A 17,546-nucleotide genomic window follows, 5' to 3' on the forward strand; every position below is an offset into this window, starting at 1 on the left:
CTGTTGCTGTTGCTGTTGCTGTTGCTGTTGTGTTTGTTTTCTATTTGCTTTGTATATTCCAGTAACTTATCCACTTCATTCGACGGCAACATAAACGGTTGTAGCTGGGTCGAAAAACGAAATAAATATAAGTACTGATCTTGCTTTATATGTATATCCTTTTGGTATGTGCACCAATAAGACTATGGTATTCGGGCTACTAAGCCCTACTGATAATCCTATACATAAAAATAATGCCGACAAAGAAATTTTTACAATAAATTTACAATTGTTCGGGTTTTGTCATCATTTGGGAATAAGTCGATGCTTTTTAGGTTGAGAAAAGCATATGCAGTAGCTGTTATAGAGGCGAATGAAGTAGAATTCAGAGTGATGGGTAATGGGGTTGTAAGGGGGGACGTAGGGGAGTTCGAGTATTCGATATGTTTAAACATTCGAAGGCTGAAGGTGTCTTCGATTCTGAGGATATTAAAAAAGCCCTTTATCAGAGCTTTTTTGATGAGTGGAAAGCATGACTACTTTCCGCTAGAACATAAGACTAAACGGCTCGATGACTATTGCTATTGCCAACCGTGCTTTTGCTGGATTTGTGGTAGAGCTTAAGTGCCAATAACGAACCCCACAGCAAAACTTGTCCCCAGAGTAATGTCCATTGAGACGCCACTTCTTGCCAAGATGCACCCATCTGATTAAGTGCTAAGAAGCCTTGGATAGCCGGTGTGCTTGGGAATAGCTGTGATAATAGAACTAACCATTCAGGCATCATTTCAACTGGCCAGATAAAACCTGAAGAGAAGATCAGTGGCATTGAACTGATTAACACTACAACCGTGACCAGCTCTCTTCGCGGCACTAACTCACCAATAAAAATCCCGATCAAACAGCTGGCCAGTAAGAAGGGCAGAAGTAAGGTTAAGATCTGTGTTGTTGAGGCGAGCTGGTTTATCCCATACATCGAAAAGCTAGCGCCGAAGTAGTACATCGACAACAAATAATAGATGCCGACTAAGGTACAACAGCGGGCAAACATCAGTTTCGCTGGAGAGGTTTTGCTCCAGTAACCAAATGTCGATTGAGCGTTTTGGGTTGCACCCACTAAACCTGAAGCCATGGCTAAGGTTTGTTGCAGGATCAACACAAAGACGGCTGGAACTACGTAATCGATGTATCCCATGCGACTATTAAACGTTGGTTTCAGGTTCAAGCTGAATGCACTGTAGCCTTTGGCTGCCGATTCTAAAGGCACACCTTCGACCAGCAAATGACTGACCTTAACTTGCGCAGCTAACGTACCTCCTGCTTTGGCAAGCCCTTCAACAATGGTTCCGTAGACCAAGAAGTAAGAAGCATCACCAGCGTAAGAAAGCGTCGGGCTCTTACCGAGCAGCAAGTCTTTATAGAAATCTTCGGGAATGACGAGGAAGCCGCCAATCTCTTGGTTAAGCACGGCTTGTTTTGCATCGGCGATGGTGGAATCTCGACGAACCAATTCGATTTGAGAGGTGGCATCTACCATTCGTTCTAATTGGTAGCTGCTTTGACTCTTATCCAAGTTCACAACCGAGGCTTTCAGTTGTTGAGGGACTTGATTCGCGTAAGGCAATGGATACAAGAATGAATAGAAGACCACACCACCAAATACCGTAAGAAGCACGACAGGGTTGCGAAGTACCGCTAAGAGTTCTTGTTTGAGCAGTTGAGTAAAGCTCATCGTTTTACTCCTTGTTGTGCTGATGCTTCTGGCTGTGTTAACGGCGTTGTTTTTGCTGATATAGCTGTTTTTGTAGCTGGTTCTGCTTGTGCAGTTAGAGCTGATTGCGCTAAGTGTTTCTTAATTAACAACATCACCACCAAAGCAGGAACCGCGTACCACAACATAGAAGATAGGCTGACCAAAGACTGTGCTGCGCTCACACCATAACTAGACTGTCCTGTTTGTACTTCGATGTAATGACTCACAGGCAATAAGCTTCTCCAAATTTGAGCAGCTGTGTTCATGTCTGTTACTGGAAAGGTAATACCCATGAACGCAAAACTTGGTGCCGTAAACGCGCCAGCGAAACTCATCGCCCTCGCTGGGTCAAGTGTTAAGAAGAAAAACAAACAACCCATGATGATGCAACTAATCAAGGTAAGCAGTTGGGCAATGGTCAATGCCACAAAGCTGCCGTTAAATGGCCAGTCTAAGAGTACATAGAACCAAAAGCTAAACGCGATACCAAACATCAAAAACAAGACAAGGTAGGGCGCTAATGTTGATGCGAGTGACTTCATAGGGGCGTTGGATAACCAAGCGTGAAGCCCACGAGCTCTAACGTTCGCCGTCAAAACCAATATCGTGCCCACCACAATCATGATCTGCCACAGTGCAGGAATAACCGCAGACACCAAGAACTGAGCATAACTGGTGTTCTTGTTGAACAGTGGCGTGATCTGGCTTTGTACCGTTACTGCTTGGCCTAATGCGGATTGCACCGTGGTATCACCGTGTGACAGCTGTTTAACGACTTCAAGTTGTGCGTTAAAAGTCCCTTGAGCCTGCAGCAACGCAGAGTTCACCAGCTTACCGATTAAGATAAATTGGCTGTTATAGAATACAGACACTTGCGGATTCAAGCCGAGCAGAAGGTCTCGGTCGAAGTGCCTTGGTATCACAACATAACCATAGATATCACGTTCGATCATCGCTTTCGCCGCATCACTTGCAGAGCTGTATTTCTGAGTGACTTGCAGCGTTGGTGACGCATCAACAAGACGTGTGAACTGTTGCGTGATTTGACTGTGCTCAAGGTCGACAACTGCGACCGGTAAGTCACGAGCGATCCCTTGTGAAAAAATCAGCCAGATATTGGCAGCAAGCAACAAAGGAATCCAAGTTAGGCAAGACAACAACCATTTGTCTTTGCGGACAATCGCCCACTGCCTAAGCAAGGTATTCTTCGCTCTATGATGCTCAGTTGATTGCGAGCCTCTAGATTGCGATCCAGGATATTGAGAGTTAGCAGACATAAGTCACCTAAAGCTCAACCACTAGGCTCATGCCCATACGCAGTGTTTCGCTCGTATCGACAGGGTGTGCTTCTACTTCAAAAGTACGTAAATCGAAGCCTTGTGCTGCGTCTGTTGAGCGCCAAGTTGCGAAATCACCCATTACGGCGATGTGAGTCACTTGGAAAGTTAATGATTTATCCAGAGCCGGTAGGTACGCCTCAAACTGGCTGCCTTTCTCGAAATGCTTAAGCATGTCTTCACGAACATTGAGCACAGCCCAAGCATCCTTGGTGTCGATAACAGTTACAACAGGGAAGCCTTGTGGTGCAAGCTCTCCACTGCTCAATAGAACCTGAGATACTTCGCCATTAAACCAGCTGTGGATCTGTGTGTCTTTTGCGTAAGCTTCAACTTCCGCTACCGCACCCGCTGCCATTAACGCTTTTTGAGCAGCGGCTACTTTGGTTTCGTCACGAGCACCTTCTTGCGCTAATTGATACATTTGGAACGCAGCGCTTTCGGTGTACTTTGCCGCTTGCCACTGTGTTTTGGCTTCATCGCGTTTCTGTTCGGCAACCACACCATCGTTGTAAAGGTTGTTTACACGTTGGTAGGTTTTGTCCATCAGGTCGGCAGCTGCTTTGGCTTTTAACCATTGGTCTTTCGCAGCTTGGATCTGTTGAGTACGCGCGCCATTCTCTGCTTCTTGTGCTAATGCACCAGCGGCTTTCTGACCAGCTTTTGCTTGCTCTAGCTTCGCATCAATCTCAGGGCTAAGAAGAGAGAAGATCAATTCGCCTTTTTCAACTGAATCACCTTTACGCACGAATATTTCATCAATTCTGCCAGGTACTTTCGATGAAATGCTGTATTGCTGCGCGTCGATTTGACCTTGAAGCTTAACAGGCTGAGGTTGATAAGCTTGGTAGAAACTGTATCCGACCCAGCCAATAACGCCGATACCAACTAAAGATAGAAGAAGGGGCTTAATAGGTTTCATGAATTATCCTTTTGACTGGCTATCAGTGTCTGTATTTGAGTCGAAATCAGACGGAACAGAAGAGGTTAAGTAACTTGAGTAAGCATTCATTTCGCTGGTTAGCGCTAACAGCTTGTTGAGAGAGATTAGGTATTTGAATCGCGCAGCCGATTGCTGGGTTTTAATGCTCGCAAGATAAAGCTCGGCATCAACCACTTCTAATGAATTAGAGAGACCTTGTGTGAAGGCTTTTTTACGAAGCAATAGATTTTCCTGAGCCAAAGACAAGCTCGAGTTTAGGCCTTGAACCTCTTCAATTGCTTGGTTTGCTTCAAGGTAAGTTTTTTGTACCAATACGGTTAAGTCTTGCTTGGCTTGTGACTTAAGGAATTGCACCTGTGATACGGCACTGTGAGCGGCGGCGACTTTGTCGGAACGGCCTGAAGTGTCAAGCAGTGGTACATTCACACCAATGCCAACCAACCAATCAGGTTTCATTTCACTGGCTAAAGAGTCATCTTCATACAGGCTGTAATCACCATAAAGGTACACCTCTGGGTAGTATTTACCTTTCTCGGCTTTAATTAAGCTGCTTGCTTGTTTCTCTTTTGCATCAAGAATCTTAAGGCCGGGATAGGTCATGAGTGTCTGGTCAATGAACACGTCCATATGAGGCAGGTTCTTATTGATAAACAGTTGTTCAGAGGGTTCTACACTTTCACTTTGACCAAGGATCTGGGTCAACGCCAATTGCGCAATTTTAAGATCGTTCTGAGCTTTCGTGCGCTCTACAATCGCTTTATCTAAAGAAGCATCGGCTTGCAGGCGTTCTACTCGGGCTATTTGCCCTTGCTGTTCAAGCTTAATGGCGAAATCACGATGCTGAGTTAAGCCTGCTTCCACGGCTTGACGCGTTTTCACGACGTCTTCCGCTAAGATCACCGAGAAGTAATACTTACTTAAGTCTTCGTAGCGAGCTTGTCTTTCCATCAACAACTGGCTTTGCGCTTCTTCGCTTTTACCTTCAGCGGCATTTTGCGCAGCGGTTATTCGACCACCAGTGAAGATAGGCCACACCGCGCGAATGGAAGAGCTAAAGATGTCTTGTTCTGTAATGGTTGAGGTAACGCCGCCAAGCCCACTTAATATAGGCTGAAGAATACCTCCAACTGCGCCTAAATTTGGCACGCCACTTAAGCTGTTAGTGAACTGCTCACCATTAATCGTCACGTCACTATCAAGGTGCGTGTAGTTAGCCCCTAAGGTAATAGAAGGAAGATTGAGGCTACTTGTTGAGTTCTGAAGGTGTTGATAACGCTCAACGTTGGCTTGTTGAGCGGCAAGAGAGTTATTGTTCTCTTGTAATATTTGCCACGCTTCTGGGAAAGAGAGCGGGGCTGCATAGCTTGGCGCGCCGATAGTACCGATAAGAATACTGGCAATCGCAAGGCATCGTAATTTTGGTTTGGTCATCTGCATTAAATACCAAATTAGAGTATTAGCTCTAATGTTAACAGGGCAATAGTCATTTGTCTTGAATAGATTGTCTCATATGAATAGAAATCCTCATAACTCGTTAATCAAGTGTAAATAAGATTGAGTGGCGTGATTATCAAAGATAAATGAAACTTAAAAAGCACGCAGAAGCGTGCTCTTTAAGTTCAGTATAGAAGTGTTTTTACAAAATGAAGTGGCTTATTTAAAGCTAGGACAATGGTGATCGGCTCGCCATACCAATTGTCTTGAACCTTGCATTGTTTGTAATAAATCTCTACCTGACATTTGCGGGAATGCTAACAATACCTTGAGATCGAGTGGGGAGGTGCCATCTTTCTCATAGGCTCTTACGTGAGTAAAAGTCGATTGTAAGTGTTTGAACAGCATGGTCTTAGTAAGACAAATTCCAAAATTATCGCGTTTCATTGCCTGGTTTCCTTTTCAACAATGTTTATACGTTATGTTTTTAATCCTGTTTCTATTGGACGTTGCCACTGATCGATACTTCCTGCTCATCAATGTTTTATTATTGGGCGCTGATTTATCAGGCACCTCTGAGTTGTCATGCTGGCCGATAGTGTAAATAAGGATGTGTGAATGAGGTTAGATAGATAACCTGTTTGTTCAGCAACCGTAGCGGCGAGCGTGCAACTTTTAGTTATAGATACGTCCAGTGAGTGAAGAGTTGTTGTCTTTTTGTTAACCGAAATTTCGATTTAAAGCATAGTCTGCAAATCATGACTGATGGCTTGGCAACAATAAACTTCTTCATATGCAACTATTATAATTGTATTTATTTTAAACAACCTAAAAAACACCTAAAAGCTTAGTGATCTAGCTCAATATTTATTCGTTTATTTTGATTTTTAAGCTAATCCGTTCTAAAAGCGAACGATTAATCGAGGTGAACAACGTAAAGGATTATCAATTAATAATCTGCTCAATTATTTAGTTGAGTAACAGTCACAAATTCGCGTACGTAGAAAGGTCATCTAATTAACTTAGTGTTAACATTGCTCGTCTAACACTAGGGACGGTGGAATATGAAATGGAGTAGTATCAGCTTCCGTAAAAGGCTGCTGATTATCATGACAGTCACTGGTCTTGTTGAACTTTTGATACTTTCAGCGGCTGGGTTTTATTATATCAAACAATCTCAAGAACAAGAGATGGGTTTGAAAGCGTTAGGTGTTGCTGAATTTCTGTCTGAATCGCCACTTGTCACCAGCATTATTCAAGAAAATGAAACGATGGACCCTAATGGCGCTCCCTACGTTCTGTCTGAAGAAACTCAAGTTAAATTTCGAAACCTTACCCAGCTCATTGGCGCGGCGTTTATCGTTGTGGGAGATGACAAAGGTATCCGCCTGATTCACCCTTATGATGACCGGCTTGGTAAACCAATGCGCGGTGGTGATAACCAAAAAGCATTGGTGTTGGGTGAATCTTATGTGTCGACGGCCGAAGGATCACTTGGCTTCTCTGTCCGTGGGAAATCCGCGGTTAAAGACCGACAAGGCACTGTCATTGGCGTGGTGTCGGTTGGCTATTTGTTGGACTCGTTACAAGACCGAATCGAACCTTATTTAGCCTTTTTGATTGTGATGGCGTTGCTGGTGGTTGCGGTCAACGCTTTGATTTCAAGTTATGTATCTCGCCGTTTTCAACGCGCTATTTTAGGCTTTGAGCCCGAAGAGATCGGCCGACTGTATGTCGAGTTAGATGTGACTATGAGTACCGTGAAAGAAGGTATTCTGAGTATCGATAAGCACGGCATTTTGCGTTCAATTAATAAGAGTGCCTGCGATATTTTATCGATAGACAGGGATAAAGCACTTAATCAACAGCGCCTTTCTGATGTATTGCCAGGCAGTGATTTAGAACAACTGTTATCAACGGGCGACACTGACCACGATGTTGAATTGTATTTGAACAATAAGCGAATTATTGCTAACCGCAGCCCGATTATAGTGGCTGGTGAGGTGGTCGGGGCGGTATCGAGTTTCCGATTACGCGATGAAATCAACGATTTAACAGACCAACTCTCACAAACTAAAGAGTATGCAGATCTACTCCGTTCACAAACCCATGAACATCAAAACAAGCTTAACACCATCAGTGGCTTGATCCAGATGGGCGAGTTGGACTCGGTACAACAACTGATTGGCCAAGAAACAGAACATTATCAAAGCCTTATCGAGTTCTTGCGTGAAACTGTTAAAGACCCGCTCATTGCAGGTATGCTCCTTGGTAAAACGGAGCGTGCGAGAGAAATTGGTTTAGAGCTCAAGGTCGAAGAAGGTTCAAGACTTGAAGCGCTGCCTAGCTGGCTGAATGCGGATGACGTTGTCACCATTCTTGGCAACCTGATCGATAACGCCTTTGACGCCACTATGACGGCTATTAAGCAAGAAGGGCAAATTGCTCCAGCTCGTCGGGTGATTGAAGTTTCAATCAGTGATTTTGGTAATGAAATTATCGTAGAAGTAGAAGATAAAGGGTGTGGTTTACCGAAAGACTTGGCCACCAAAGCACTCACCGAAAAAGGCGTATCGAGCAAAGCGAAGCAAAATCGCGGTGTAGGTTTGTATCTGATAAAGCAACTGGCAGACCGATACCAAGGGCAGCTGGAAATGGTCGACAACCACGATTTTGGTACACGAATGACGGTTTATTTACCAAAAGAAGAACAATAATAATTAAGCACGAAGTGATCTTGCGAAGATCATCGTGACGGAAAAAGCATGGTTAAAGGAAGAACATAAATGAACGCAATCACGAGAGTCATGGTCATTGAAGATGATATTGCGATTGCAGAGCTGCACCATCGTTATTTAGAACAGATGGGTGGCTTTGACGTGGTCGGCATTGCCACCACACAGTCTGAAGCGCTTATGCAATTAGACATCTTAAAGCCTGATTTGGTTTTGTTGGATGTATATCTGCCGGACGGGTGCGGGCTCGATATTCTCAATCACGTTCGCGGCAGCAATCAAGGCTGTGATGTTATCTTGATTACCGCGGCACGCGACGTCGACACTTTGCAGCAAGCAATGCGTGGCGGAGTGGTCGACTATCTACTAAAACCTGTAATGTTTCCTCGCTTGGAAGCGGCGCTGAAAAAGTACCAATCACAGCAGCAAGAATTTGAAAGTGTGTCGGATTTGAACCAAGGTTTGGTTGATAAAATGCTGCAAGCCAATGCGAAAGCAGACTCGGCTAAAGTATCGACGTTACCTAAAGGAATCGATGGTGTAACGCTCGATAAGATTCGTGCGATATTTCAACAAGCTGACGCGACGAATATTACGGCTGATGAAGCGGGTGAGCGCATTGGTGCAAGCCGAACCACAGCCAGACGTTACCTAGAATTCTTGATCACGACGGGTGAGTTAGTCGCGGACTTGAATTACGGTACTGTAGGTCGCCCGGAACGCTGCTACAACAAAGCGCAAAGATAAACACGACACCATCAAAATAAATATAAAGCCAGTTGAATAAGCTGGTTTTTCCTTTCTCTCCCTTTCCCATTGCCCACTCCGCCGACCAGATACCGTTCTTTCTTGATTACAATGTTTGAGAATGCCGATTTGCTTCTCCCTCGGTCCTAATGAACTGAGCTATCGATTAGAATTTGTTCGAAATGAGTCAATATTTAATCGATTGCTTTCACAGTGGTTGATGTAAATCAAATAGTCATAGACAATACTGTCCCGAATAGAGGTGATAGCTTTCACCCTCGTTTACCAAACGCATTCTCAAATTTAATAGGCGCTTACTATTGATGTAATAGTTAAGACCTATTATCTATTTTCGTATGTCGCTGATACCTTTGGCGAATACTAAAAACCTTGTTTTTATAGGAAAGATGATGGTAATACCTGAAAACAGCAGCATCGTTATTTTTGGTGCGTCGGGAGATCTAACTTACCGTAAGTTAATTCCTGCTTTGTACCACCTGTATGCTAGCAATCAACTACCAGAATCCTTTGCGATTCTTGGAGTGAGCCGTACTGAGTACAGCGATGAGTCTTACCGTGAGAAGCTGAAGAAGTCTCTTCAGGAAATGGAAAAAACTGAGCCAGAGACGCTGAATGCATTTATTGAACATCTGCATTACCAAGCGATCAACACTTCAGATGTAGACGACTACGCTCGTTTAGCACAACGTCTAGATAAGCTTGAGCAAGACTACCAATTTGAAAACCATAACACACTGTTCTACTTGGCAACCCCGCCAAGCCTATACGGTGTTATTCCAGCAAACCTAGCTGCGCATGGCCTGAACGATGAAACGAACGGCTGGCGTCGTCTGATCATCGAGAAGCCATTTGGTTACGACTTAGCTTCTGCTCAAGCGTTAGATGAAGAGATCCATCATCACTTCCAAGAACACCAGATCTACCGTATTGACCACTACCTTGGTAAAGAAACGGTACAAAACCTTCTAGTACTTCGTTTCTCAAACGCGATGTTTGAACCACTGTGGAACCGTAACTTTATTGAATACGTTGAAATCACAGGTGCTGAGTTCCTTGGCGTTGAAGAGCGTGGCGGATACTACGACGGTTCTGGCGCTGTTCGTGACATGTTCCAAAACCACCTGCTACAAGTGCTAGCAATGGTGGGCATGGAGCCGCCTGCACAAATTAACGCTGATTCTATTCGTGATGAAGTGGTTAAAGTGCTTCAGTGTCTTAAGCCTCTTGAGGAAGAAGACCTGCGTAAAGATCTAGTCTTAGGTCAATACACAGCGTCTGATGTTCGCGGCCAGCATTTGCTTGGTTACCGTGAAGAGCACGGTGTAGCGGATGATTCTCGCACCGAGACTTACATCGGCTTGAAAGCTCACATCAATAACTGGCGTTGGAATGGTGTTCCTTTCTACGTACGTACAGGTAAACGCTTACCAACACGTGTGACTGAAATCGTGATTCACTTTAAGAACACGCCACACCCAGTATTTGGTCAAGATGCACCAGAGAACAAACTGATTATCCGTATCCAACCGGATGAAGGAATTCAGATGAGCTTTGGTTTGAAAGAGCCGGGCGCAGGCTTCAAAGCAAAAGAAGTGAAAATGAACTTCTCTTACTCTGACTTGCCTGAAACTCAAATGCTAACGGCTTACGAGCGTCTTCTTCTTGATGCACTAAACGGCGATGCAACTCTGTTTGCTCGTACCGATGCAGTAGAAGCTTGTTGGAAGTACGTTCAACCAATCTTAGACTTCAAGCAAGATCCTCAAGCGCTGTTTGGCTATGCTTGTGGTACTTGGGGCCCACAGGAAGCGGATGAACTTCTGCAACGTGATGGCCGCGCATGGCGTTTCCCATGCAAAAACTTAACAGACACGGATTACTGCGAACTATGATCAATCACAAGATCTTTGCAACGCCAGAATTGGTCGTTGAAAACCTAGCAAACGAAATGAAAGCGTACAGCGAGCAGGGTAAACCTGTTCACATTTCATTGTCTGGTGGCAGCACGCCAAAAATGCTTTTCAAGCTTTTAGCTCAAGCACCATACTCAGAAGGTATTCAATGGAATAACCTTCACTTTTGGTGGGGCGACGAACGTTGCGTTGCACCAGACGACGCTGAAAGCAACTTCGGTGAAGCGAATACGTTACTTTTCTCAAACGTGAACCTTCCAGCTGAGAACATCCACCGCATCCGTGGTGAAGATGAGCCTAAAGCAGAATCAGAGCGTTTTGCAAAAGAGATGGCAGACGTAATCCCAACAGAAAACGGCACGCCAGTTTTCGATTGGATTCTGCTAGGTGTTGGCGCAGACGGCCACACAGCTTCACTATTCCCGGGTGCAACCAATTACCAAGATGAGAACCTGTCGGTACTGGCTTCTCATCCTGAGTCTGGTCAAATCCGTGTTTCTAAAACAGCGAAAGTTTTAGAAGCAGCAAAACGAATCAGCTACCTAGTACTAGGTGCAGGTAAAGTTGAGATCGTTAAAGAAATTCATACAACTCCTGCTTCAGAGCTGCCTTACCCGGCAGCGAAAATCCAGTCTACAACTGGCGAAACAGAGTGGTTCCTAGATTCAAATGCAGCAAGTGCTATCGCATAAGTGCGACTAGCCGCAAGGAGATATAAATAATGAAAGGTGATATCGGTGTAATTGGCCTAGCAGTAATGGGTCAGAACCTTATCCTAAACATGAACGACCACGGCTTCAAAGTTGTGGCTCATAACCGTACTGCTGCTAAAGTAGACGAGTTCCTAGAAGGCCCAGCTAAAGGTACTAACATTGTTGGTGCTTACTCTCTAGAAGAGCTAGTTGAGAAGCTAGAAGCGCCACGTAAAGTGATGCTTATGGTTCGTGCTGGTGACGTTGTAGACACGTTCATCGAAAACCTAATCCCACTTCTAGACGAAGGCGACATCATCATTGATGGTGGTAACACTAACTACCCAGACACTAACCGTCGTGTAGCGCATTGTCGTGAGAAAGGCATCCACTTCATCGGTACTGGTGTATCTGGTGGTGAAGAAGGTGCTCGTTTCGGTCCTTCAATCATGCCAGGCGGCGCAGCTGAAGCTTGGGAAGCGGTTAAGCCAATCTTCCAAGGTATCTCTGCAAAAACTGACGCTGGTGAGCCTTGTTGTGACTGGGTTGGTAACGACGGTGCTGGTCACTTCGTTAAGATGGTACACAACGGCATCGAATACGGTGACATGCAGCTTATCACTGAAGCATACCAGTTCATGAAAGATGGCCTAGGTATGTCTGCTGACGAGATGCAAGCAGTATTCGCTGACTGGAACAAGACTGAGCTAGACAGCTACCTAGTTGAAATCACTGCTGACATCCTTGGCTACAAAGATGAAGACGGTGAAGCGCTAGTTGAGAAGATCCTAGACACTGCAGGCCAAAAAGGTACGGGTAAGTGGACTGGTATCAACGCGCTAGACCTAGGTATCCCGCTAACTCTAATCTCTGAGTCTGTATTCTCTCGTTGCCTGTCTGCTCTTAAAGACCAACGTGTTGAAGCTGAAGCTTTGTTTGAGAAAACAATCACTCCAGTTGAAGGCGACAAGCAAGAGTGGGTTGATGCACTACGTCAAGCTCTACTGGCTTCTAAGATCATCTCTTACGCTCAAGGTTTCATGCTAATGCGTGAAGCGTCGAACGAAAACGGCTGGGACCTAAACTACGGTAACGTAGCACTAATGTGGCGTGGTGGTTGTATCATCCGTTCTGCATTCTTAGGCAACATCCGTGATGCGTACGAAGCAAACCCAGACATCGCGTTCCTAGGTTCTGACGAGTACTTCAAAAACATCCTACAAGGTAGCCTAGTAGCATGGCGTAAAGTAGCAGCGAAATCTCTAGAGTCTGGTATCCCAATGCCATGTACGATTTCTGCGTTATCTTTCCTAGACGGTTACACAACAGCACGTCTACCAGCTAACCTGCTTCAAGCTCAACGTGACTACTTCGGAGCTCACACTTACGAGCGTACTGACCGTCCACGTGGTGAATTCTTCCACACAAACTGGACTGGTACAGGCGGCGACACTGCTTCTACAACTTACGACGTATAATCGTTAGTTAGAATCAGTTAAGAACACGTTCGTTCTTTCAGCTATAAACTAGGAAACAAAAGGATGCCTCAGTGGCATCCTTTTTTGTTGGTTCACTGTTTTAATCAGTTACTTCGAAGTATTACTATCATTTTTGTTAACTCGAACTCCGGCTATTTGCTTATACTCAGATTGAACTTGATAGCGTATGCGTAGTTGAACTGGCAGGGTGTTGGTAATGATATTCCGGACGTTAAGTGACCAATTCGAAATTAAATTCAAAGATAAATAGGATCACAAGCATGCTTTATGCCATCATAAAGGCATAAATAAGGGCAATGGATGTAATGCCCAAGTGATTGAGCTAGAAGTGGTCAGTGATGACTGTGTTCTAGAGTAAATTCAAGGCCTTTAGTTGCCTTGAAAAAGGTAATGTTATGACTGAAGAAGAAAGAATCGAACTGCAACAAAATAACCCGCTACACGGCTTAAAGCTTGAAACCATGATTACTGAATTAGTGGATCACTATGGTTGGGAAATTTTAGATGCGGCAATGCGTATGAACTGCTTTAACACTAAGCCTACAGTGGCAAGCGCAGTTAAATACCTGAAGAAAACCGAATGGGCTCGTGAAAAGGTTGAAAACTTCTACCTTTACCGTTTCAAGCGCATGCCTAAAGCATCTGACATCGAATACCAGATGCCGCCGCGTTCACGTACATTCCGTCACGGTTTAGAACCTCGTGAGCCAATGGAACTTACGGTTGAGTCTATCCACGCTTCTCAAGCTAAAGCTGCGTCTGCATTTAAAGAGCGCCGTGGCGGTAATGGTCGTAACTTCCGTCGTTAATAAGAAGGCGTCGTTAAATAAGGCGTCGGCGATTAGTACACCTAATTAGATAAGCGAAAAACACAAAAGGAGCCTATGAGCTCCTTTTTTAATTCGTTCGATTTAAACCGTAAATGACTAAGCTTCGCGGTTCTTTCTTTGATTCTTCCAAAGATCGGTGACATAAACGATCGCACTGACCAGTAAGAATAGCGCTGACACAGAAAACAGAGCGGGCATTTTTAGGATCCACGCGAATGTGGCAGCAAGAAAAGCGACAAAGCAAATGAGTCGACTTGATGACATGACATGACCGAGTTTAGTGTTCATAACGCCTCCTAATGAAGTCTCACTTTCGACAGGAGAATTATCCCACCTTAGGCAAAATAAAGGCTAAAAAACCGTCTAAATTGTTATCAAATTTGCTAATTGAAGGACTCGCCTCACACATTTTGGCCTGGCTATTTTACAAGTAATAAAATAGCGAAATAGGTATGAGAAGGGTGTAGTCTCTTTGCTTTATCTTTCCAGTTGCAAGCCTTATTGAACCGAACGTCTAGTTAGCTTAAAACCGAGTTAGCATAAACCTAGCTGGTATAGAACCTACTCAGCATGAAACCTAGTTGGTATAGAAAAAGTAAGCGGTGATCAAAAAGCTCGCGATGATCACTGTGTTACGAACATACTGTTGAGGGATGCGGCGAGAGATTTTTGCTGAATAATAACCACCAACCAATGTACCCAATAATACAGCCATGCCAGACGGCCAATCAATCGAACCATTGACGATAAAAAACACGATCGCAGCGAGGGAAGCACATGCGGACACGAGCAGTTTGATGCCATTCATCACGTTGATGTTGGTGTAACCAGCAAGCGCCAAATAGCTCAATGTCACAATGCCCAAACCTGCATTAAAATACCCACCGTAGATACAGACAATCAAAAGCAATAAAGCGGAAAAGAATGCGCCTGCGCTGGTGGCGTGCTTATGCTTGGCTGTAGCTTGCTTAAGCCATTTATTAAGCGTGCCGCCAAACGTGAATAGCAGAGCCGCAAACAGCAGTAGCCAAGGAACGGATTGAGTGAACAGAGCTTCTGGTGTGTGAAGTAGCAAGACGGCCCCGATACCACCGCCAATTACACATAGAGCAATGGTCAACTTTAGTTGCTTAGTACCAGATTGAATTTCGTGGCGCAGAGCGTAGGCTCCGCTAATGTATCCAGCACACGAAGCAAAGGTATTAGTCGCGTTGGCTGCTATTGGTGGAACGCCAGCAAACAATAGAGCAGGGAAGGTGATAAAGCTGCCGCCACCCGCAATGGAGTTAAGCACACCGCCAATCACGCCTGATAAGAATAGAATCAACCAATCCATAGTTTTAGAATCCAATACGTTAACTAATTGGTTACCTTACTTGAATTTGTTATGAATATCAGCGCCATGTGTGTTGTAAAGATAGGTTTGTGAGTTTGCTACCATCTTTAATCGTTGGTTCGAATAGAGGCTCTAAATGAAAAAAGGAGCCAATAGCTCCTTTTGTTGAGGTTTAGTTGATTTAGCAGAGTATTACACTTCTATTGGCTTTGCTCTAAAGCTCTTGAATAGCTTAACTAGAATCGGGCTAGACAGAACTAATACCGCCAGAATTGTGAAGGTCATGGTAATTGGGCGTTCCCATAGGAAGCTGAGTTCACCATCGCTGATCATTAATGCGCGTCTCAAGTTCTCTTCCATCAAACCGCCCAAGATGAAGCCTAACAGCAGTGGTGCCAATGGGAAGCTGGCTAGCCTTAGTGCTATTGCTGCCATCGCAACCAGCAGCATCACAAATATGTCCATCGTGTTGAAAGACACCAAGTACACACCTGTGATTGAGAAGAAGATGATCATTGGCAGTAGAACCGTTCTTGGTACCGCTAACAGCTTAGAAATGTATGGGATCAAAGGCAGGTTCAAGATAACCAGTACGATGTTGCCAAAGTACATAGAGATAATCACCGACCAGAATACATCTGGGTGTTCAACGAACAGGCGCGGGCCCGGTTGAATACCGTAAGCGATTAATGCACCCAGCATGATAGCCGTTGTACCAGAGCCCGGAATACCCAGCGTTAGTAACGGAACGAATGAACCACTTGATGCTGCGTTGTTTGCCGATTCTGGAGCAACAAGACCACGAATGCTGCCTTTGCCGAACTCTTTCTGTTTGTCTTTTGGCGCTAGGCTACGCTCCATACCGTAACTTAGGAATGCCGCAATAGTGGCACCTGCGCCCGGTAGAACACCAGTAAAAAAACCGAGAATAGAGGAGCGAATCGACACCGGCGCGACTTCTTTGAACTCTTCTTTGGTGACCTTCATGCTGCCGATATCAGACATCTTTTGGCTTTCTTCAGCGCTGTTGTCTTGCTCAGGCTTAAGAATACCCATTAAGGTTTCACCCAGTGCGAACGTCGCCATAGCCAGCAATAGGAAGCTGAAGCCATCCATTAGATCTGTTAGGCCGAATGTGAAACGTTCAACACCAACGCCTTTGTCGATACCGACGGTTGAAAGCATTAAGCCTAAGATAGTCATCATCCACGCCTTGATAACCTGTCCTGGGCCTGCAAACGCCGCTACAGCGGATAAACCTAGTAGCATCAGTGCAAAGTAGTCAGAAGACTGGAAGCTCAGTGATACGCTCGCTAGAGCCGGCGCTGCAATCAAAAGCATAATTGCTGAAAGTGTGCCGCCAGTAAAAGAAGAGTAAGCCGCGAGTGCAAGTGCTTTACCTGCTTGACCTTTTTGAGCCATCGGGTAGCCGTCAAACGCGGTTACTACCGTTGAAGAACAACCCGGAGCATTGATTAAGATTGATGACGTTGAGCCACCAAATACAGCGCCGTAGTACACACCAGCCATCAAGATTAAGCCTGAAGAAGGGTCTAGGCCATAAGTGATAGGGATCATCAGAGCAATGGCTGAAATTGGACCTAATCCTGGAAGCATACCGATGAAGGTACCAACGAAACAGCCCACGATGACCATCATGATGTTCATTGGCATCACGGCGGTCGAAAGTCCTTGTAAAATTCCGTCTAACATAATGTTGTCCCTACCAAAGAGTGAAGATTAAACCAGGCTCTAGGTAGATATCTAAGCCTTGAGTTAAAAGAAGAAAGAACGCGATAACGAAAGGAAACGACGCGCCAAATAAAACAGCTTTACGACGCTCACCCAGTAGGTAAAAGCCTGCAAGTAAGAAGAAGCTGGTTGCTAGAACAAAGCCAAGATAAGTCAGCCCAATACCGTACAGCGCCATTAACACCAAGAAGCCAATCAGCAGTTTCCAGTTCAGCGGCGTTGTGTCGCATATGACTTTCTTATCCGGTTGTCCTGTTATCAGCAGGATCAACGAAAGGCCAATGCCGATAAACGTCAACAGGGTAGGTAAGGTTCTTGCTGTGAAGGGTTCGTACTCGTCGCCGGGAAACAAAGGGATCAGCGTGGTTTGGTAGCCATAGCACAAGCACGCCAGCATAAAGATCATGGCTCCGATGCGATCCTTCGAAAGCAAAGATTCCTTACTCAGAAATTTGGTTGGTAAGTCCGACATGTCCAACTCCATTTGGGGTGGTGTAAAAAGTAAAAAAGCCGTACATGAGCGAGTTAATGAAGAATGTCTGGGATCACTAACTAAAGGTGAGCGAATGACATGG

At 44.9% G+C, this 17,546-nt stretch carries 15 protein-coding genes; 6 read left to right on the forward strand and 9 right to left on the reverse strand.

Annotation, left to right across the window (positions count from 1 at the left end; translation table 11 throughout):
- Positions 1 to 538: 538 nt before the first annotated feature.
- The 5 genes from A142_RS04205 to A142_RS04225 all read right to left on the reverse strand — a co-directional run bounded on the left by A142_RS04205 (position 539) and on the right by A142_RS04225 (position 5,893).
- Positions 539 to 1,711, reverse strand: a complete 1,173-nt coding sequence (locus A142_RS04205) for an ABC transporter permease (RefSeq protein ID WP_019820702.1) — start codon at positions 1,709 to 1,711, stop codon at positions 539 to 541.
- Positions 1,708 to 3,009, reverse strand: a complete 1,302-nt coding sequence (locus A142_RS04210; RefSeq protein ID WP_019820703.1) for an ABC transporter permease — start codon at positions 3,007 to 3,009, stop codon at positions 1,708 to 1,710. Before A142_RS04210 ends, A142_RS04205 begins: the two co-directional genes overlap by 4 nt.
- A gap of 7 nt (positions 3,010 to 3,016) precedes the next feature.
- The gene (locus A142_RS04215; protein ID WP_019820704.1) at positions 3,017 to 3,991 is read right to left on the reverse strand and encodes an HlyD family secretion protein; all 975 of its coding nucleotides are present in this window, start codon (positions 3,989 to 3,991) and stop codon (positions 3,017 to 3,019) included.
- A 3-nt stretch (positions 3,992 to 3,994) separates the two neighbouring features.
- The gene (locus tag A142_RS04220; protein ID WP_019820705.1) at positions 3,995 to 5,449 is read right to left on the reverse strand and encodes a TolC family protein; all 1,455 of its coding nucleotides are present in this window, start codon (positions 5,447 to 5,449) and stop codon (positions 3,995 to 3,997) included.
- Between the two features lie 216 nt (positions 5,450 to 5,665).
- Complete coding sequence (locus A142_RS04225) at positions 5,666 to 5,893, reverse strand: hypothetical protein (RefSeq protein WP_009846577.1); 228 nt, start codon at positions 5,891 to 5,893, stop codon at positions 5,666 to 5,668.
- A gap of 617 nt (positions 5,894 to 6,510) precedes the next feature.
- On the opposite strand from A142_RS04225, the gene A142_RS04230 reads away from it, so the two are divergent.
- From A142_RS04230 to A142_RS04255, 6 genes are all read left to right on the forward strand, one after another.
- The gene (locus A142_RS04230) at positions 6,511 to 8,163 is read left to right on the forward strand and encodes a sensor histidine kinase (protein ID WP_019820706.1); all 1,653 of its coding nucleotides are present in this window, start codon (positions 6,511 to 6,513) and stop codon (positions 8,161 to 8,163) included.
- A gap of 69 nt (positions 8,164 to 8,232) precedes the next feature.
- Positions 8,233 to 8,928, forward strand: a complete 696-nt coding sequence (locus A142_RS04235) for a response regulator (protein ID WP_019820707.1) — start codon at positions 8,233 to 8,235, stop codon at positions 8,926 to 8,928.
- Between the two features lie 410 nt (positions 8,929 to 9,338).
- Positions 9,339 to 10,841, forward strand: a complete 1,503-nt coding sequence (gene zwf / locus A142_RS04240; protein ID WP_029405316.1) for a glucose-6-phosphate dehydrogenase — start codon at positions 9,339 to 9,341, stop codon at positions 10,839 to 10,841.
- Positions 10,838 to 11,554 carry a 6-phosphogluconolactonase gene (pgl, locus tag A142_RS04245; protein WP_019820709.1) on the forward strand — a complete coding sequence of 239 codons (717 nt, stop codon included), beginning with the start codon at positions 10,838 to 10,840 and terminating at the stop codon, positions 11,552 to 11,554. The genes zwf and pgl overlap by 4 nt, the downstream gene beginning before the upstream one ends.
- 29 nt (positions 11,555 to 11,583) lie before the next feature.
- Positions 11,584 to 13,032: a decarboxylating NADP(+)-dependent phosphogluconate dehydrogenase gene (gene gnd / locus A142_RS04250; protein WP_017059712.1), complete on the forward strand. Its 1,449-nt coding sequence runs from the start codon at positions 11,584 to 11,586 to the stop codon at positions 13,030 to 13,032.
- Positions 13,033 to 13,448: 416 nt separating this feature from the next.
- Entirely contained in the window at positions 13,449 to 13,862 is a 414-nt protein-coding gene (locus tag A142_RS04255; RefSeq protein ID WP_010438513.1) for a VF530 family DNA-binding protein, read from the forward strand.
- Between the two features lie 117 nt (positions 13,863 to 13,979).
- Here A142_RS04255 and A142_RS04260 read toward each other — a convergent pair whose 3' ends face one another.
- The 4 genes from A142_RS04260 to A142_RS04275 form a co-directional block, all read right to left on the reverse strand.
- Positions 13,980 to 14,171, reverse strand: coding sequence for a hypothetical protein (locus A142_RS04260; RefSeq protein ID WP_017059711.1), 192 nt, complete (start codon positions 14,169 to 14,171; stop codon positions 13,980 to 13,982).
- A 289-nt stretch (positions 14,172 to 14,460) separates the two neighbouring features.
- On the reverse strand, positions 14,461 to 15,219 hold the full coding sequence (locus A142_RS04265) for a sulfite exporter TauE/SafE family protein (protein WP_029405317.1): 759 nt from the start codon (positions 15,217 to 15,219) through the stop codon (positions 14,461 to 14,463).
- Between the two features lie 192 nt (positions 15,220 to 15,411).
- Positions 15,412 to 16,932, reverse strand: a complete 1,521-nt coding sequence (locus A142_RS04270) for a tripartite tricarboxylate transporter permease (RefSeq protein WP_019820711.1) — start codon at positions 16,930 to 16,932, stop codon at positions 15,412 to 15,414.
- A 10-nt stretch (positions 16,933 to 16,942) separates the two neighbouring features.
- On the reverse strand, positions 16,943 to 17,443 hold the full coding sequence (locus A142_RS04275) for a tripartite tricarboxylate transporter TctB family protein (protein ID WP_029405318.1): 501 nt from the start codon (positions 17,441 to 17,443) through the stop codon (positions 16,943 to 16,945).
- Positions 17,444 to 17,546: the final 103 nt, after the last annotated feature.

The sequence above is a fragment of the Vibrio splendidus 12E03 genome, from assembly GCF_000272105.2.
Lineage (GTDB): Bacteria > Pseudomonadota > Gammaproteobacteria > Enterobacterales > Vibrionaceae > Vibrio > Vibrio splendidus_I.